General features: G+C 50.1%; 17 protein-coding genes. 11 read left to right on the forward strand and 6 right to left on the reverse strand.

Translation table 11 applies throughout. The features are described from left to right. Nucleotides 1-139: 139 nt before the first annotated feature. The 3 genes from fbp to DFER_RS20395 all read left to right on the forward strand — a co-directional run bounded on the left by fbp (nt 140) and on the right by DFER_RS20395 (nt 3,319). Nucleotides 140-1,135 (forward strand): class 1 fructose-bisphosphatase, encoded by a 996-nt coding sequence (fbp, locus tag DFER_RS20385; protein ID WP_015813542.1) that lies wholly within the window; start codon nt 140-142, stop codon nt 1,133-1,135. 37 nt (nt 1,136-1,172) lie between these two features. Next, nucleotides 1,173-2,510 (forward strand): DEAD/DEAH box helicase, encoded by a 1,338-nt coding sequence (locus DFER_RS20390; RefSeq protein ID WP_015813543.1) that lies wholly within the window; start codon nt 1,173-1,175, stop codon nt 2,508-2,510. Nucleotides 2,511-2,740: 230 nt separating this feature from the next. Next, a complete protein-coding gene (locus DFER_RS20395; RefSeq protein WP_229206067.1) occupies nt 2,741-3,319 on the forward strand; it encodes a tetratricopeptide repeat protein in 579 nt (192 codons plus the stop codon). A 54-nt stretch (nt 3,320-3,373) separates the two neighbouring features. On the opposite strand, the gene DFER_RS20400 is transcribed toward DFER_RS20395, so the two are convergent. Continuing rightward, nucleotides 3,374-4,453 (reverse strand): YncE family protein, encoded by a 1,080-nt coding sequence (locus DFER_RS20400; RefSeq protein ID WP_041736552.1) that lies wholly within the window; start codon nt 4,451-4,453, stop codon nt 3,374-3,376. Between the two features lie 10 nt (nt 4,454-4,463). Then, complete coding sequence (locus tag DFER_RS20405) at nt 4,464-6,356, reverse strand: TonB-dependent receptor plug domain-containing protein (protein ID WP_015813546.1); 1,893 nt, start codon at nt 6,354-6,356, stop codon at nt 4,464-4,466. Nucleotides 6,357-6,529: 173 nt separating this feature from the next. Here DFER_RS20405 and DFER_RS20410 point away from each other — a divergent pair, with 173 nt between their 5' ends. Continuing rightward, complete coding sequence (locus DFER_RS20410; RefSeq protein WP_143828775.1) at nt 6,530-7,450, forward strand: DMT family transporter; 921 nt, start codon at nt 6,530-6,532, stop codon at nt 7,448-7,450. 179 nt (nt 7,451-7,629) lie between these two features. Next, complete coding sequence (locus DFER_RS20415; protein WP_015813549.1) at nt 7,630-8,187, forward strand: thioredoxin family protein; 558 nt, start codon at nt 7,630-7,632, stop codon at nt 8,185-8,187. 1 nt (nt 8,188) lies between these two features. On the opposite strand, the gene prfA is transcribed toward DFER_RS20415, so the two are convergent. Next, entirely contained in the window at nt 8,189-9,262 is a 1,074-nt protein-coding gene (gene prfA / locus DFER_RS20420) for a peptide chain release factor 1 (protein ID WP_015813550.1), read from the reverse strand. Nucleotides 9,263-9,392: 130 nt separating this feature from the next. On the opposite strand from prfA, the gene DFER_RS20425 reads away from it, so the two are divergent. Then, a complete protein-coding gene (locus tag DFER_RS20425; protein ID WP_143828776.1) occupies nt 9,393-9,977 on the forward strand; it encodes a hypothetical protein in 585 nt (194 codons plus the stop codon). A gap of 42 nt (nt 9,978-10,019) precedes the next feature. Here DFER_RS20425 and DFER_RS20430 read toward each other — a convergent pair whose 3' ends face one another. Both DFER_RS20430 and DFER_RS20435 read right to left on the reverse strand, forming a co-directional pair. After that, entirely contained in the window at nt 10,020-10,895 is an 876-nt protein-coding gene (locus tag DFER_RS20430) for an aldo/keto reductase (RefSeq protein ID WP_015813552.1), read from the reverse strand. 30 nt (nt 10,896-10,925) lie between these two features. Further along, nucleotides 10,926-11,282 carry a hypothetical protein gene (locus DFER_RS20435; RefSeq protein ID WP_015813553.1) on the reverse strand — a complete coding sequence of 119 codons (357 nt, stop codon included), beginning with the start codon at nt 11,280-11,282 and terminating at the stop codon, nt 10,926-10,928. A gap of 248 nt (nt 11,283-11,530) precedes the next feature. Between DFER_RS20435 and DFER_RS20440 the strand changes: the two genes are divergently transcribed. Then, nucleotides 11,531-11,866: a single-stranded DNA-binding protein gene (locus DFER_RS20440; RefSeq protein ID WP_015813554.1), complete on the forward strand. Its 336-nt coding sequence runs from the start codon at nt 11,531-11,533 to the stop codon at nt 11,864-11,866. 55 nt (nt 11,867-11,921) lie between these two features. Here the strand turns inward: DFER_RS20440 and DFER_RS20445 are convergent, their stop codons facing one another. Then, nucleotides 11,922-13,406, reverse strand: a complete 1,485-nt coding sequence (locus tag DFER_RS20445; RefSeq protein ID WP_015813555.1) for a xylulokinase — start codon at nt 13,404-13,406, stop codon at nt 11,922-11,924. Nucleotides 13,407-13,713: 307 nt separating this feature from the next. Between DFER_RS20445 and DFER_RS20450 the strand changes: the two genes are divergently transcribed. From DFER_RS20450 to DFER_RS20465, 4 genes are all read left to right on the forward strand, one after another. Continuing rightward, nucleotides 13,714-15,177 (forward strand): M28 family peptidase, encoded by a 1,464-nt coding sequence (locus DFER_RS20450; protein WP_015813556.1) that lies wholly within the window; start codon nt 13,714-13,716, stop codon nt 15,175-15,177. A 27-nt stretch (nt 15,178-15,204) separates the two neighbouring features. Beyond that, nucleotides 15,205-16,014, forward strand: a complete 810-nt coding sequence (gene ispE / locus DFER_RS20455; RefSeq protein WP_015813557.1) for a 4-(cytidine 5'-diphospho)-2-C-methyl-D-erythritol kinase — start codon at nt 15,205-15,207, stop codon at nt 16,012-16,014. Between the two features lie 88 nt (nt 16,015-16,102). Continuing rightward, entirely contained in the window at nt 16,103-16,714 is a 612-nt protein-coding gene (locus DFER_RS20460; RefSeq protein ID WP_015813558.1) for a cytochrome c oxidase subunit 3, read from the forward strand. 76 nt (nt 16,715-16,790) lie between these two features. Beyond that, complete coding sequence (locus tag DFER_RS20465) at nt 16,791-17,966, forward strand: helix-turn-helix domain-containing protein (RefSeq protein ID WP_229206068.1); 1,176 nt, start codon at nt 16,791-16,793, stop codon at nt 17,964-17,966. The last annotated feature ends 77 nt before the right edge of the window (nt 17,967-18,043 follow it).

The following is an 18,043-nucleotide window of genomic DNA, read 5'->3' on the forward strand; positions in this document are numbered from 1 at the left end:
TTCACCCTTAGGATTTATCAATGAATTAATGGAGCTAAAATCATATTCATTTTTAAAAAATATTATTAGCTCAAACTGTTTGGAAATAGGAAAAATCCGGGCGTAAATTTCCCGCCAATCTCATGACATCCAATTGAATATGGCGACGAAAACAGTTCAGGATCTGGTGGTGCCGGTAGGCGTCACACTCGACCGGTTTATCATGCACAGCCAAAGTGCATTCCCTTATGCGACCGGCGAATTGTCGCAGCTGCTTCGTGACATTGCGCTCGCGGGTAAGATTATCAACCGGGAGATCAACCGCGCCGGACTGATCGACGTTGCGGGCGGCAACGGCACGGAAAATGTGCAGGGGGAAGACCAGCAAAAACTCGACATCGTCGCTAATGTACGTTTCATCCGCGCCCTGAAAAACGGCGGGGAAGTGTGCGCCATTCTTTCGGAAGAGGAGGAAGACATTATACACACAGGCAACGACCACGGCAAATACGTAGTGGCCATGGACCCCCTCGACGGCTCCTCGAACATCGACGTGAATGTATCGATCGGCTCCATCTTCTCCATTTACCGGCGCGTGACGCCCATTAACGGCCCGGCGTCGATGGAAGATTTCCTGCAAGGCGGCCGGAAGCAGGTGGCTGCGGGGTACATATTATATGGCTCCTCCACGATGCTCGTGTATTCGACGGGCGATGGCGTGAACGGGTTTACGTTCGATCAGTCGCTGGGAGAATTCATTTTATCCCACAAAAACATTGGTACGCCAGCCGAGGGAAAGATTTACTCCGTGAACGAGGGGCATTACCACAGCTATCCGCCGTTTGTGCAGCAATATGTAGCACAATGCAAGTCGCGGAATTTCAGCGCGAGATACATTGGTTCGCTCGTCGGCGATTTTCACCGGAATATGCTCAAAGGCGGCATTTACCTTTATCCATCTACCAAAAAGGACCCGAAAGGCAAGCTCAGGCTGCTTTATGAGTGCTACCCGCTGGCATTTATTGCTGAAAAATCGGGCGGTAAGGCCAGCGATGGCTTTGGCAGCATTCTCGACATCGTTCCGCAGTCGTTTCACCAGCGTTCACCGCTTTACATCGGCTCGGCGGAGCTCGTCGACGACGTTGTGAAGGGCTGATAACCGGCTAGCGTTTTAGATTTCGTACCTTTGCGTCATGCAAGAGACGCAAAATACATTCGAGCAGTTTAAGCTCAACCGACAATTGCTCAATGCGATTGAAGAAGCAGGTTACACCGAACCAACCCCCATTCAGGAGCAGGCAATTCCCGTGGCGCTGGCCGGGCAGGACATTCTGGGCATCGCGCAAACCGGCACCGGGAAGACCGCGGCTTATACATTACCATTATTAATGCGCATCAAATACGCCCAGGGACAGCATCCCCGGGCGTTGATTCTGGCACCAACCCGCGAGCTCGCGATGCAAATTTCCGAGGCCATCGCACAACTCAGCAAATACACCGACATCCGCACCGTGGTGCTCTACGGCGGCGTTGGTCCCAAAACGCAGATCGAAGCGATCCGCAAGGGCGTAGACATTATCGTGGCTACGCCGGGACGGTTTATGGATCTGTATTTCCAGGAAGAAATCGTCGTGAAGCATTTAAATGTCATGGTGCTCGACGAGGCCGATAAAATGATGGATATGGGTTTTATGCCGCAGATCCGCAAGCTGCTCGAAGTAATTCCGCGTAAGCGGCAGAATATGCTTTTTTCGGCCACGTTCTCAGGCAAAGTGGAAAACCTTTCCTACGAGTTCCTTGAATTTCCGACACGCATCGAGGTCACTCCGCAGGCTACCGCTGCCGAAATGGTGACCCAAGTACTTTACGAGGTGCCCAATTTCCGCACGAAGATTAATTTGCTATCCTATTTATTGGAAGATAAAGAAGCCCTCACGCGTGTGCTTGTATTCACACGCAGCCGCGAGGTGGCGGGCCTGGTGCACCAGAACCTACTTAACCGCGTAGTCCCGGAAGCCGAATTGCGCGTAATCCATGCAAACAAAGGCCAGAATACCCGCATCAATGCCATGGAGGCGTTCCGTGAGGGGAATGTCCGGGTGATGGTGGCTACCGACGTGGTGGCGAGGGGCATCGACATTACAGAAGTGAGCCACGTCGTCAATTTCGATGTCCCGCTGATTTACGAAGATTATGTGCACCGCATCGGCCGGACCGGCCGGGCGAATAATGTGGGCAATGCGATTACCTTCATGACCATCGCCGACGAATACCATATCCGCAAGATCGAGGCAATGATCCGTATGGAAATCCCGAGGGCCGAGTTTCCGGATGACGTGTACATTGCCGAAACGCCATTCCAGGAGCGGCAGGATATGCTGCGCGAGATCGATAACCAGCGGCGCAAGGAAGATCCGACATTCAAAGGAGCATTTCACGAGAAAAAACACGGCTATCCGCCAGCCAGGAAGGGAACGGGAAATACCGGTAAGGGCCGCAAGGGCGGAGGCGGAAGAAGTAAACGCAGGTAATACAATACAATTTCAATAAAAGCGTTTAACTTGGACAATAGAAACCTGTTCTTCTATTAAAGTCAATTATGAAACAATCTGTTGTAATTTGGCTTGCCCTTTTGATACCTGTAATGAGCCTGGCTCAAAACACGCATCTGGCAAGCGCGGGGCCAAGCACAGATACAAACGTAGCGCACAAAAAGTCCCTTGATTTAAAGGAAAGGCGCGTTCTCCCGCTCTTCGGGGAAGTGAGTAAGACATCGGAGCAGATCGACGAAGAGATCAAATTCCTCAGTGAATGTGACAAATCGTTTTCCAGCCGCGCGGAAGCCAGCAGCTTTTTCGCAACCCGCGCATGGGAATATTTGCAGGAAGGATCGCTGGATACCGCCTGCTACCGCTTCAACCTTGCCCAACTCCTGAACGACAAGAACGTGGAAGCCTACTGGGGGCTGGGCGTCGTATCGTATCAGCGCGAAAACTGGGTGGACGCGAAAAGAATGCTGAGTAAAGGCGTAAGTTTACAAGGCGACAATGTGGCGCTGCTGGTGGATTTATCGACTGTAGAGTTGAAACTGTACGCGATCACCAGCCGGAAAGAGGAGTTGGACGAGGCGTCGGAGCTGCTAAAACATGCTGTTTCCATCGATTCTACTTATGCGCTCGGGCAATATAACCTGGCGCTGCTGCATTACAATCTCAATGAGCTCGATAAGTCGTGGGAGCATTTGCACAAAGGCCGCACGCTCGATTTCAATCAGCTGAACCTCGATTTTGTAGAGTTGCTGAAAGCTAAAATGCCCGATCCGCAAGGGTTCTTTAAATAAAGGGCAAGGATAAAAAAATGGAAAGTCTCCCGGATTCGGGAGACTTTTTTTGTGCTATTGGAAGAAGAAGCCGGTCGGTCCAACGCCCACTTTAATCGAATCGACCACATTGCCATCTCCGCGGTAGCGCACCGCATAACCCGATTGCGTCAGCGAAGGCGTTACGGCCGCGTAAAGCAATCCTTGCGACGGGTCGATCGTCAGGCCGGTGAAATAGCGGTTGATGAACGGCTTGCTCACATCTACCTGCGAATCGGCGATTCCGAACTTGTAGGTCTGACCAGAAGCATTGAAGTTGGCATCGAAAGTGGTCAGCACGAAGTAAATAGTCTTCAAGTCGGAGCTCATCGTAAATGATCCCGGAACCTTCGCGGCATCGCTGCCGATGGCCAGTGTGGCTTCCACAGCGAGTGATTCGGGGTTGAGGCGCTGCGCTTTAATGCCTGCACTGATCCACAATTTCCCGTTCGCGTCGATCCCGATCGGCGTCACTACACCTTCCATCGGAATGGATTGAGCCACCTGGTCGGTATTGGTGTTGATCACCGTCAGGATGTTTCCGTTGGTGAATGTAGTAGTGCCCACAAACAGCTTTCCGGCGTTGTATACGAGGTCTTCAGGCCCCTTTGCAATATCGATTTTTTTGGTCACTTTTTTGGTAGTCAGATCAATCACAGCGATGTAGCCGGTGGTGTACTGATAATCCGCATTGCTGCCCCAGCACGACACATAGGCTTTTCTGCCCACGATCACCACTTCACGCGGATTTTCGATGTCCGGTGCACCGATCGTGCCCTCATCTTTGAACGTGTAGCGCTGCACGAACTGTACTTTGTCCTGGCCGGCAGACATGTTATCGACGAGGATAATGCCTTGTTCTTCGGCTGCGGTATAATCCTGTACGCCGCCTTTCAGGGCTGTTCCGTTAGCCGCGGCGAAAATATCGGCGGTAGCCGTATTGCTTTCCCGTGCAAAATAGGAAATGGCACCATTATTCTGGGAGAAATTACCCTCGTTCACCACAAAAACACCACGCACATAATCGCCCTTCGGAGCCGGGTCGCTTTGGTTACAGGACCAAACCGCGAGGGTTGAAAAAGCTATTGCTAATGAACTGGCTAACTGTTTTTTCATTTTCATTGATTTATTGAGAATCGTAACTAAAAGTTAAACTTAATGCAAAACTTCTTCCCGGCATCGCATTATTTCTGACATTTAAATAAAACGTGTCGGTAACATTGCGGATTTGTCCCTGCACGAGGAACCTGCATTTCTGTACCGCAAAACTTGTCTCGGCCAGCAGGTTCACAAGCCCGTAACCATCCAGGAATTGCGAATTGTCGAATGTGGTATAACGCTTGCTCGCTGCCTGCAACTGCCCGGTGAGCTTCGTGGACTTGTATTGTACAAATGCATTTGCATTGGCCGTATGCTCTGGCACAAATACCAGTTGCTTACCCACAATGTCCTGCGAATAATTATCATAAGCCTTCTCCTGACTACTTCTGTTGAATGCATAACCCGCATCGATCCCGGTTTTCCAGAATCCGTTTTGCCGCTGATAGTTCATTTGCAGCTCAATCCCACGGGCGAGCACTTGTTGCAGGTTTTCGACCCGGTAGCCGCGCGACGGATTCCAATAAGTCCACTCTTTGATGCGGTTATGGTAAAAAGTGGCGGAGGTGCGCAGCGTGCCGCCCAAAGCAGCTTTAAATGTTTGTTCCAGGCCAGCTTCCTTATTCCATCCGGTTTCTGGCCTTACATCAGGATTGCCAAGATCTTTCCAGTAGCGTTCGTTCAGCGTCGGCACACGGTAGCTGCGGCCATAGGAGCCTTTCAATGCAAGATGGTAATGCGTTTTTTGAACCAGGCTGTATTCCATCCCAATGGACGGCGTGAATGGCGGATTGAAACCAGTAACAAGCCCCTGCCGGAGGTTTATCGAAGTCGTGAGCCGGGAGGTGGGTTGCCAGCGGGTGAGCAGGAAAAAATCCGTCCGGTTTTCGATTACGGGCATTCGAAAGTAGCCCGGCACGCGCGAGCGGTAGTGCGTCCATTCGCCACCTGTTTTAAGGTAAACAGGATTTGCATTTTCGCCTATATTTAGCGTAAAGTCTTTTTCAACTCTCGAAGCAAACTTGTCGGTTACCGAATGGTCGGGACGGGAAATGTCGCCTTTGGCATAATCGATAATATCGCGTACCCAGGCTGAACGTAAGGTGAGCGTCCGCATCCGGTAGCGGACTATGGTGCGATAAGCCGTGGTGCGGGTCATTTCACGACCTTGCAAGTCATCGGGCGTAAGGACTAATTTGTTGTCTGTAAGCCATATATGTGCCGAGATCTCCTGATCGCTTCGCGAGCGCAGGAACAAATCCTGCACAATGCCTTTCTGAAAAGTTTCGGTAGGCAGCAGCGCGTAGGTCCTTCGGGTCGGTTTCGGATAATTATTGTTCATCCTGCTGTTGTAAATCCCGGTTTTTCCGGAAAACGTCCACCGATTGCTCAACGACCATGCATACCGGGCATCGGCCTGGGTTTGGTGATTGTCAAAGCTTTCCCTCTGCCTGCCCGCCGAAATCTGAAAGGGGCTGACCGACGAATTACTTTCCAGCAAAATGCTTCCGCCTACGGCATCGGAGCCCACAATGCTCGCTGCCGAGCCATACTGGACCGAAAGCTGGTCGAAACCAGCCACTGGGATAGTCGAAAAGTCCGTTTGTCCAAGGGTAGGTGCATTGATGTTCAGCCCGTTCCAGAGAACTGCCGTGTGGTTGGCGGACGTGCCGCGGAACGACGCTGTGCTCAGCTGCCCCGGTCCGTAATTCCTGAAAGCAATGGGGGTGTACGCCGACAATATGTCGCCGATGTTCTGAAAACGCAATTGGGCAAGCGGAACGGAGTCGATGCGCTGGATTTTGAGACCGCTCATGAATTTCTCCGGCACAAAACCCTTGATTACAACCGGTTCCAGCGCCACGGAATCCGTCTGCGCGTAAACCGGCCAAGCTAATGCACGGCAAGCGAGCAGGATCAAACAAATTAAAAATCTCCGGTCGGTAAACACGCTCAGTCGTAATGATTGGCGGCGATCTGTTGTTTCTTGATTAGAAGCAGCTTATAGCGCCAAGCGGGTGCAAAGTTAGGCATTTCCGCCGACTTTCCGTTGTGTTCCATAACCGCTATCTTTGCCGCAAATTCCGATTGCTTTTGGCCACACCTGCTGAACATTTTCCGACCAGAACCTCCCTGAAAGGCGTCTACCTGATGCTGGGAGCTGCATTTTTCTTTTCGCTTACCTCTGCGATTTCCAAATGGCTTGGCAGGGAATTTCACATTGTGCAGCTGGTGTTTTTCCGGAATATCGTCGGCGTGGTTTTCATCCTCAGCAGCATCCGGCGCAGGCCGCTCCGGCAAGAAGGCGGGAAGCTCGGCTTGCTGATTTTCAGGGGCGTGGTAGGCACATTGTCGCTTTACATGCTTTTCTACGCGATCCAGACACTCGGCCTCGGACGCGCCTCCACGTACCAATACACTTACCCGATTTTTCTGGCGCTTTTGTCATGGCTACTCATTGGTGAAACCCTCAATTCAAAGGAATGGCTGGCGATTTTCGTGGGCTTCACGGGAATTTTGTTCGTGTTCCGGCCCGACCTTTCCTCGTCGCTGCGGGACAATGCACTTGGCCTGGGCAATGCATTGCTGACCGCCATTTCCTACCTCTCGATCCGCCAGCTCGGTGTGGTGTACGACACGCGGGCGATCATCCTTTCTTTCATGCTCAGCGGCATTGTAATGCCGATTTTGTCGATGCTGGTAGGCACTTACTATCCAATGGAACACCTGGATTTTCTGATCGGAACATTCAAATGGCCGGAAAATGCGATTCAGTGGCTGGGTTTTCTCGCATTGGGGCTTGCGGCGTTGCTGGGCCAGAGGATGCTAACCCAGTCATTCACCCACGACAAAGCGGGGCGCGTTGCCGCGGTGGGATATTCCAATATCCTTTTTTCCGTATTGATCGGCTTTTTCATGGGCGAAGCCATTCCTACCATCTCAATGCTCACGGGCATGATCCTCATCATCGCGGGCGGGGTACTGGTTTCATTTGCTAAAACCAAAAATGCTTAAAGCGGCTTGCTGAACTTCCACAACCCGAAAGCGGGTGGCTCACCTTTACGGGAAATGCCATTCCAAAGTGCTGGTTTGCGTGTTGGATGTTATATTTGGATTGTTTTTCGTTTTAAGGTTGCCTGGCCGGTAATAAATTGTGTTTCAGGTTTGTTAAAAAAAGAAATACAGAAAAAGCTATGAAAAGATTGCTGTCTTCGCTGATCCTATTTTCGGCAATGCTTGTTGCTCTCACCGGCTTCAAAGCGGACACGAATAAGCCCGCTGACGGAATCCAGTGGCTCACAATTGATGAAGCCTATGCAAAAATTCAGAAAGAACCCCGCAAAGTGCTGGTCGACGTTTACACGGACTGGTGCGGCTGGTGCAAGGTGATGGACCGCGAGACGTTCAAGGATAAGGCCGTTACCGACTATATCAATAAAAAATATTATGCTGTGAAGCTCGATGCAGAGCAAAAAGGGACGATCAAATTAGGCGACAAGGAGTTCAAATACCTCGCCCAGGGTGGCCGCGGCATCAACGAAATTGCGTTGGCATTAACCAACAACCAGCCCAGCTATCCTACCACCGTTTTCCTGGACGACCACTTCAACATGATCCAACCCCTAGCAGGATACCTGAAAGCAAAGGAATTTCACCAGATCATCACCTTTTTCGGCGAAGATTTCCACAAAAAGCAAGATTTCGAGACTTTTAAGGCAAAGACTTACAAGGAATTGTATCCGGCAAAGTGACCTACACCGCTTCGCCTTCCTGCATTCTTTCGGCGTTTTCTGCGATACGCAGTTTTTCAATAAGGTCGGCTATATCGCCTTCCATGACGGCCGGGAGGTTGTATACCGTGTAGCCGATGCGGTGGTCGGTAATGCGGCTTTGCGGGTAGTTGTATGTCCGGATTTTGTCGGAGCGGTCGCCGCTTCCTACCATCGATTTGCGTTGTGAAGAAATTGCGTCGTTGTGCTTTTTCAGCTCGATTTCGTACAGACGTGAACGTAGTACGCTCAATGCGCGGTCCTTGTTTTTGAGCTGCGAACGCTCATCCTGGCAGCTTACCACGAGTCCGGAAGGAATGTGGGTCAAACGTACCGCGGAATAAGTAGTGTTAACCGATTGTCCTCCCGCACCTGACGATTGGAAAGTATCAATCCGCACATCGTTCATATTGATCTGCACATCCACCTCCTCTGCCTCCGGCAACACGGCCACCGACGCAGCAGATGTGTGAATGCGGCCCTGAGATTCGGTGGCAGGTACGCGCTGCACACGGTGCACGCCCGATTCGAACTTCATTTTACCGTACACATCCTCGCCCTCTACCTTGCAGATAATCTCTTTATAGCCACCATTGGTGCCTTCGGTATAGTCCATGACGGATGACCGCCAGCCCATTTTTTCAATAAACCGCTGGTACATTCTGAACAGGTCGCCGGCGAATATGGCCGCTTCGTCGCCGCCGGTGCCGCCCCGGATTTCCAGGATAATGTTGCGGCTGTCGTTCGGGTCCTTCGGAATGAGCAGTTCTTTGATGTTCTGTTCAAGCTCTTCCAGCTTCGGAAGCAGGTCGTCGAGCTCTTCCTTAGCCATTTCGCGCAGATCTTCGTCTTTTTCAGTCGCTATAAGTTCTTTTGTACCGGCGATGTCCTTCTGCAACTTCTGGTAAAGCGCATATTGCTCCACAATCCTGCCAAGGTCTTTATACTCTTTACTGATCTTGGAATAACGCGTAGAATCGGATACAACTTCCGGTTGGATGATTTGTTGAGAAACCTCTTCAAACCGTTCTTTTATAGCTTCTAATTTATCGATCATCTTTATTGAATATCTTTGGCACGACGCATTCGGGGCACAAAGATACGCATTTTAGCTAAATGAATGGTTTCAAGAGGCTGGGGCACGCGTAGTTGAAACCGTTTGATGGATCATATTAACATTTGGGACAATGAAAAGAATCATATGTATGGCGGCGCTGGTGGGGATTTTGACCGGCTGTGACTTTAAAAGCGGCCGCATCGAAAACACCAAAGAGCTGAACAGGGAGATCAAGGCTTCACAAATCAAGCGGGTTACGAATGTGCAGCTTGTGTCGTCTGCCGATGAATGGGGTAAAAAAATAGCCCAAATTGCAGAAAAGGCTTTGAGAAGCGAACTGGAAAAGAATCCCGACGCCGGCCTGGCGCATTGTGCGGACCTGAGTGGTATTCCGGTCGTGGGCGCGTTAGAAAAAGAATATGGGGTTAAAGTGGAATTGCTCGGCACAAAGGACCTCAAACGTGCCGATTTGCATGCGAAGGAGCGTGAGATTTTGGACGCATACGTTTACAGTGCCAAAAGTAACGCGCAGGCCGGGGACAATTTGCAGCAACTGAACGACACATTGCTCGTTTACAATGCCCCGCTGTCATCGGAGAGTGTCATTTGCAGGAAATGCATGGCTTCGCAGGACACAACTTTCGCCGTATGGCGACTGCTTTTCAATAAAAAAGAAATTATCAGAAAGCTGGATGCCAAGCAGTTGAAGGAATAATGGCAATGGCGTATTGCCTCTCATGACAATACGCCATCGTTTTTATTTCCCGACAACCTGGTAGATTTCGTACCAGTCCTCTCGCGTCAGTTTGATGTCCGAGGCACTGGCGCCATTGCGGATACGAGCTTCCGAAAGTGATCCGATAATGGGCAAAGTGCCCAGTTTCATGAGCCATGCGACGGCCGTTTGCTCAATATTGGCGTCGTATTTTTTACCGATCTCGTCCAGCTTGGCTCTCAGCCGCACTGCTTTGTCGTCGGTTCCATTCAGGATTTTTCCTCCGGCAAGCGGAGCCCACGCGAGCGGTTTGCTGAAACTCTGTTTGATGAAATCAATGCGACCGTCCTCGATGGCCGTCGTGTTCATCAGATTGAGCTCGATATGGTTGGTGACGATCGGAATGCGGAGGTAGGAAGCAAGCAACTGGTGCTGGAAAACCGTAAAGTTCGCAACGCCGATGTGCTTGGCCTTACCGGAAGTTACAACTTCCGCTAATGCCATGGCCGTCTCTTCCGGGTCCGCTAGCAAGTCGCTCTGGTGCAGCAGGAAAATGTCCAGATAATCGGTTTTGAGCCTTTTGAGCGAACCGTTAATGCTGTTGATAATGTGCTCACGTGAGTTATCGTAGTAGGTCAGGTATTTATCCTGCGACATTCTGATCCCGCATTTGCTGAACAGTACGATGTCTTCGCGCTTAAAGGATTTGTTGGCGATGATCTTGCCGAAATGCTCTTCAATCGTATGGTCGCCGTAAACGTCAGCATGATCAAATGTATTGATGCCCAGGTCGAGGCAGAGATTGACCGTTTTCTCGATTTGTGTAGTGGTAACAGCGCCTTCGTCGGTCCATCTCCAGAAACCATAAATTGCTTCCGAAACCTTCGGGCCGGAATCGCTGAGGCTTACTTTTTTCATCGGTGGTAGTTTGAATTCCTGCAAAAATATCTATTTCTCCAATCGTTTATCCCTTACGATTAGATAAAAATCATTGTCCAGTTCCAGGTAGCCATAGTTGTACACGAAGTGGTAAATGCTTCCTTTGAGCGTCGGTCGGACATTGGTAATGAAGTTAAAGTCGAAACCTTTCGACAACAAGATCTGCTTCGTCGTCTTCGATTTATCATCCGGGCAAAGTTCTTCCAGAATCCGGCGATTTTTTCGGAGCTTGTTATTGATATTCCGCACAATGTTGTGGGCATCCGAATTCAGCCTGTTGTTGAAACTGTTCCGGCACATGTCGGAACAAAACTTCTTGTCCACCCTGCCTATCAGGGGTTTACCGCATTCCTCGCAATTTTTCATCTCTATTTCTTTAGGCCGGAATGGCTTGGTCCGGCCAGTGTGCATATAATTCATGAACTGCAATATAACAAAATTCGCCAGCTGAGCTAACAGGCCGGTATTTTCCGTTTGCAAACGGCTACAAATGCTTTCATCTGACTGTAAACAGTTAATAACCGACTCCTTTCCGGCGTCCGCTACATCTTTGCATTGTCGGGTCGCTAACAGCAATTCCGGCGAGCATTATTCATCATCTAAACAGGATTATTATGAATTCGGTAAAACTAATCGGAACTGTGGGGCGCGAGATCCACGTCAAAGAATTCGAGGGCGGCAAAATGCTTTCCTTTTCACTCGCGACGGACGAAGGTTATGTGAACAAGAATAATGAGGAGATCAAAAACACCGTATGGCACCATGTGGTGATATGGCGGGAGCTGGCGGAGCGTTGCGAGGCTTTTTTAACGACCGGGAAAATGATCTCAGTCGAAGGCCGGCTGACCTACCGGCAATATGTAGATAAGGATAACCGTACAGTCCGGCGTACAGAGGTAACCGCGTTTAAGGTGGAGGAAATCCTGAAAAAGCAGGAAGAGGCAGTATGACGGCGCAAATAGTATCGGGCCTCAAGCCTGAATTTGCATGAGGCCCGGCTTATTATTAGAGGTTCTTTTCGAGACTGGCTTTCCAGGCGCCATAGGCATCCCGTGTAGCCTGGGCCAGGTTTGCGTCCGGCTCGATGGTTCGGAGTGCGGTAAGTCCTGTAAAGGCCTCGCTGCGGTTTTTATAATAACCTAATCCGAACCCGGCTGCACGCGCAGCGCCCTGTGCCCCATCGGTATTGTAAAGTTCCACGGTGGCACCGGAAACATTGGCAAACGTTTCCCTGAAAACAGGGCTCAGGAACATGTTCGCTTCGCCGGCGCGGATGTTTTTAAGGGAAACTCCAACCGTTTCCATGATCTCCATGCCGTAGTACAATGCGAACACGATGCCCTCCTGTGACGCGCGCGTGAAATGGCTCAGGCCATGGCGGCTGAACTGAAGTCCTTTGAATGTGTTCCCTGGGTCCTGGTTTTCGAGCATCCGCTCGGCACCGTTGCCGAAAGGAAGGCAGAACAGCCCGTCCGACCCGACAGGTGCCTGGGCCGCAAGCGTATTCATTTCGGGATAGGATATGTTACCCTGGAACAATGCATTACGCAACCAGCCGTTCAAACTGCCCGTTCCGTTTACGCACAACAGTACGCCATACCGCGCCGAAGAAGCAATCGGGTTGACGTGCAGGAATGTATTTACCCGGGATTTTGGGTCAAATTTGATCTGGTCGCTAACACCGTACACAACACCTGACGTTCCTGCTGTGGCAGCAACCTCTCCTGGTTCGAGGACATTGAGAGAAAACGCATTATTAGGTTGATCACCGGCGCGGTAAGTGACAGGAATTCCCACGCGAAGCCCGAGTTCTGCAGCGGCGGCGGCGGTAACTTTTCCTTGCTCTGCGAAGGTCGGAAGAACATCAGGCAGGATGCTCTGGTCGAACCCGAAATGGTCGAAGAGGAAATCCGCGGGACGCTGGTTGACGAAGTCCCAAAAGATGCCTTCGGATAAACCGGATGGCGTGGTAACCACTTCGCTGGTCATGCGGGCAGCGAGGTAGTCGCCGGGAAGCATGAATTTGTGCACTTTGGCATACACTTCGGGCTCATTTTCCTTTACCCAGCCCAGTTTGGAAGCGGTGAAGTTGCCGGGTGAGTTGAGCAGGTGAGGCAGTACATATTCTTCGCCCAGCGCATCCATTGCCCGGTTACCCACTTCAACGGCGCGGCTGTCGCACCAGATGATGGATGGGCGGAGGACATTCAGGTTTTCGTCCACGACCACGAGCCCGTGCATTTGGTATGAGATCCCGATAGCACCGACTTCCTCGGGTGAGACGTTCGCTTTTTTAATGACTGCCTGAGAGGCGAGACATGCATTTTCCCACCACATCTGGGGCTGCTGCTCGGCAAACCCGGGCTTTGGTGCCGCAATGGTCATTTCCCTTTCAGGATAGAACGCGGAGGCGGCTACTGCCCCGGTGTCTGCGTGAATCAAACAAGCTTTAACAGACGAACTGCCTAAATCGAATCCAAGGAAATACATTGCTAAATATGATTATTTTGATTTAACGTGCTTCAATCTTTAAATATAAGTGCTAAAAAATACAAAAATGTTCAAATAAGTTTAAGAAAAGAAGCGCATTAAGTGTAATTTTTACACTTAACAAAAATTCGAGCGAACCGGTGCTGGGAAACGATATGATATCAGTCAGGAAATTGAGTATATTAATGACGCGATGAAACTAAAGGGCTGATTTTAGGGTCTCCTTTGTGTTTATCTTGCAAGAGGTCAAATATCTATGCGATATTTGAGTAAAATTTCAAGTTGCTGACATCCTTTATCGGGAATTATGAAGAAAGTTGTGCAAGTCGTTCTTATTGGTGGGCTGTTTTTGTTGTTTTCAGAGTTTCGCCCGGCCGATAAAAAGTGGGAGAAGCAGTTCTCTCGTCTGGATCGGGAAATCAGGCAAAACAGTAAGGCGTATGCAACACTGGGTGATGCGACCAAAACCATAGGACACCGGCTCACCGGAAGCGCAAACGGAGAAAAAGCGGAAGAATACGCTTTTAAGTTGCTGAAAAGCTACGGCTTCACCGATGTGGTATACCAGCCGTTCGAGGTGGAAGCGTGGATGCGCGACACCGTTACATTGTCGATTGCACCCGGGAGCAGCGATAATTTTCGCGATGTGCCTGTTGTATCGCTGGCGCATTCTCCCGTTGAATCAAACTTGCAGGGTGAGATCGTCGACGTTGGCAATGGATTGGAAGAGGATTTTCTGGCCCTGAAAGAGAAGGTGAAGGGAAAGATTGCGATGGCTAACATCAATCTGGTGGGAGCAGCAGGCAAAAAGAACCTGCACCGTTCGGAGAAAACGGCGCTGGCGATCAAGTATGGCGCAAAGGGGATGATCATGGTAAACGGGGCGCCGGGCAAGATTTTGCTTACAGGAACCGCCTCAGTCACTGGTGCTATCATATCTATTCCGGCGGTTTGCATTTCCAATGAGAGCGGCATCGAGATCCGTAAATGGATCACGGATGAAGGGCCGCTGGAAGCGCATATTGATATGCACAATAATTCCAAGCCGATCAGGGCACGCAATGTCATTGCTACTTTGAAAGGTAAAACCGACGAAAAAGTAATTATCGGGGGACACCTCGACTCGTGGGACCTTTCCACGGGAGCCATTGATAACGGAATCGGGTCGTTTGCGGTTATGGACATTGCCCGGGCATTCAGAGCATTGAAAGTTAAGCCGGAGCGCACCATCCAGTTTGTGTTGTTCATGGGCGAGGAGCAGGGATTGCTCGGTTCGAAGCATTTTGTGAACGAGCTGAAAAAGTCAGGCGGTATCGACAAGGTATCCTACATGATGAACCTCGACATGACGAACGATCCCAGAGGTGCCAACACCTTTGGACGGGATGAAATGATGGAGTTTTTTGCGTCGGTCGGGCAGGCGATTCAGTCCGTCGATAACGAATACAAGAATGAAACCAACAACCGGGCCGGGTTGCATAGCGATCATCAGCCATTCATGCTGGAAGGCGTTCCGATCGCCGGTCTGTCGGGCTACCTCGAGCCTACCGTTTTGCAATGTTACCACGCGGATTGTGATGATTTCAGTTTGGTAAATAAAGACCAACTTGAAAATACGGTGCGTATCGCATCCATGTACCTGTACGCGCTTTCGAACGCGGAAAACCTTGCGGTAAAAAAGTTGTCGGATCAGAAAACCCGCGAATACCTGATATCGCAGGGATTGAAAGAAGAATTGATTATCGGCCAGGAATGGCGCTGGGAACAGTGAGCCATCGGTGCCGCAATTGACGTAGCAATGTTAGTATTCCCTAATGCCAAGATCAATATCGGTTTAAATATTGTCGAAAAACGTCCGGACGGTTTCCATAATATCGAATCCTGTTTTTACCCGGTAGGCTGGTCGGATGCACTGGAAATCACCCAGGCGGAACAGTTTTCATTTCACGCGGATGGAATAGCGATCCCCGGTAATGCGAGCGACAACCTTTGCATCAAGGCATATGAAATGCTGAGGAGTGATTACCATCTGCCTCCCGTTAAAATACATTTGTTGAAAACAGTGCCCATCGGTGCCGGATTGGGCGGCGGGTCTGCCGATGCCGCATTTGCGATCAAGGCTTTGAACCAGTTGTTCAATCTGAACATTTCAGTCGGGGAGCAGGAGGAATATGCACGGCGCATCGGAAGCGATTGTGCTTTTTTTATCCGGAACAAACCCATGTATTGCTTCGGAAAAGGAGATGAGTTTGATGCAATCGACATTAATATCTCCGGGAAGTGGATTGCGCTGGTAAACCCGGGCATCCATATTTCTACCGTAGAAGCATATTCGGGCGTGGTCGCGAAACGAAGCACCGGCGATTTGCGTACTATATTGAGCGGGCCGATAACCGGATGGAAAGATCACGTGCGCAACGATTTCGAAGCAACGTTATTTCAAAAATATCCTCTTTTGGCTGACACAAAGGATAAATTATACGACCTCGGAGCGGAATATGCAGCAATGAGCGGTTCAGGTTCTACGTTGTTCGGGATTTTCAAGGAGGAACAGAATGTGAAACAGCATTTCCCTGATTTTCGCCTTTGGCAAGGGTTCCTTAGGTAAATTTAACATATCAGACATGCAGTAAGGAGTGAATTAGTCGTTATATTCACCTTGAATTGCGCTTTTTGAAGATATCAATGAACGGAAGATGAGTCCGAAGCATACAACCAGACAAACCGAAAACCCATTCACCAAACGCCGTGAGCCGCTTGGCTTTATGCTTTGGTTGGGCGTTGCCGGCAGTTCGCTGTTGTTTACTTCCATCTTCATCACTTTCCTGCTGCGTGCGCATCACGAAACCTCACATCTGGTGGCCTTGCCAGACATGTTCTGGCTGAGTACGCTGGTCATTCTGTTCAGCAGCATTACACTGCACGAAGCCAACCTCGCTTTTACTAACGAACGCTTCCTTCACTACCGGGTATTCCTCGGCGCTACCCTGCTGCTTGGCACCATATTCATGATGCTGCAAGCAGGCGGATGGATGGAAATGGTCAATTCGGGCGTTTTTAGCGGCATCAATACCTCCGAAGGCTTTATTTACCTGCTCACCGGCCTGCATTTGCTCCACATGATCGGCGGCGTGCTATATCTCGGTTTCCTTTTCCGGAAGGCGGTCAGGAACAGAAGTTATGTTGACTCTTTCGTTTACAGTGTTAACCCGCCAAATCGGCTCAGAATCAGACTTTTTACGCGATACTGGCACTTCACCGGCGCTCTTTGGCTGGTGGTATTTATCTTTTTGATCGTCTTGTATTAAGCGCCGGTTTCCAGAAACCTGTTAGCCTAAAATTGCATTCCCGATTTCGTATATTTGAAATCCGAGATGTAATCACATGATCCCAGCTTCACCGCCAATCCGTACCGACCTTTTTTCGCTGTTTATGCTGCTCGGATGTGTCCAGGGGTTGATATTGGCGTATGTCTTTCTTTCGCATACGAAGGGTAGTAACCGGTCGAACCTCTATCTGGGTATCCTGCTTCTGGGAATGTCACTGATTATCAGCGATGTGTGGCTCGGCTATACGAATTACATGTTTCAGGTTCTCTGGCTGGTGGATTTCAGCGAGCCGCTGAACCTGCTGATGGCACCGGCGGCGTTTCTATATGTCAAAGTGGGTGTTAGCCAGCGGGATGACAGGCGGGCCTGGCTGCATTTCCTTCCCACGCTGATCTACTTCGTGTACATGTGCGTGCTCGTGTATCCGCAAGGGCTTGCCTTTAAGTACAATGCCAATATCGGCTCTTTTCATCCGGAAATAGCGCGTCTGCCTGCTACACCCTACGGCAGCGAATGGATGTTTTACCCAAAATGGCACATCAACGACCTTACATTCGTGAGCATGCTCATTTACAATATAGCTGGTCTTGTGTTTCTGGTGAGAGCTTTCCGCGAACGGCGAGTGTCATTTTTCACCGGTGAAAAGAGCTCGCTTTCGTGGTTCAGGGATATGTTCCTGCAACTGGTGTTCCTGGTGATTGTATTTTTCGTCGTCCGCATTTCTTTTCGGCACGATTTGGGCGATCACATCATTGCTGCATTCATCTCGCTGATTATCTACATTACGAGCTTTACAGTGTTAAGAAAGTCGCTTTTCTTTCAACAACCGGCGGAACGGACGGCGAGGAAGTATGAAAAATCATCATTGACACCCGAGATTCAATCCACGACGCTGGGCAAGCTGGAAGCGATCATGCTCGCTGAAAGGCCATTTCTGGACCCCGGATTTTCACTACCGGCGCTGTCGAAACGGCTTGGCGTGTCTACGCACCATTTGTCGCAGATACTCAATGAAGAGTTGAAGCAGAGTTTTTTCGACCTGATCGCCACTTATCGCATTCAGGAAGCGCAACGGCTGCTGGGTGATGAGGCTCATGCATATCTCAAAATTGAAGAGATCGGGCAGATGGTCGGTTACAATTCCAAATCCGCTTTTAATACTGCCTTCCGCAAAATCTCGGGCCTGACGCCCTCCGAATACCGCAAAAAACAGGCGATTCAGAAGTTCTGACTTATAGGGAAGTACGTCGAACGGATCAGAACGGTCGTTTTGACCTTTTTCAGCACATTAGTTTTGGGCATCACTCA

The organism is Dyadobacter fermentans DSM 18053 (assembly GCF_000023125.1).
Taxonomy (GTDB): Bacteria; Bacteroidota; Bacteroidia; order Cytophagales; family Spirosomataceae; genus Dyadobacter; species Dyadobacter fermentans.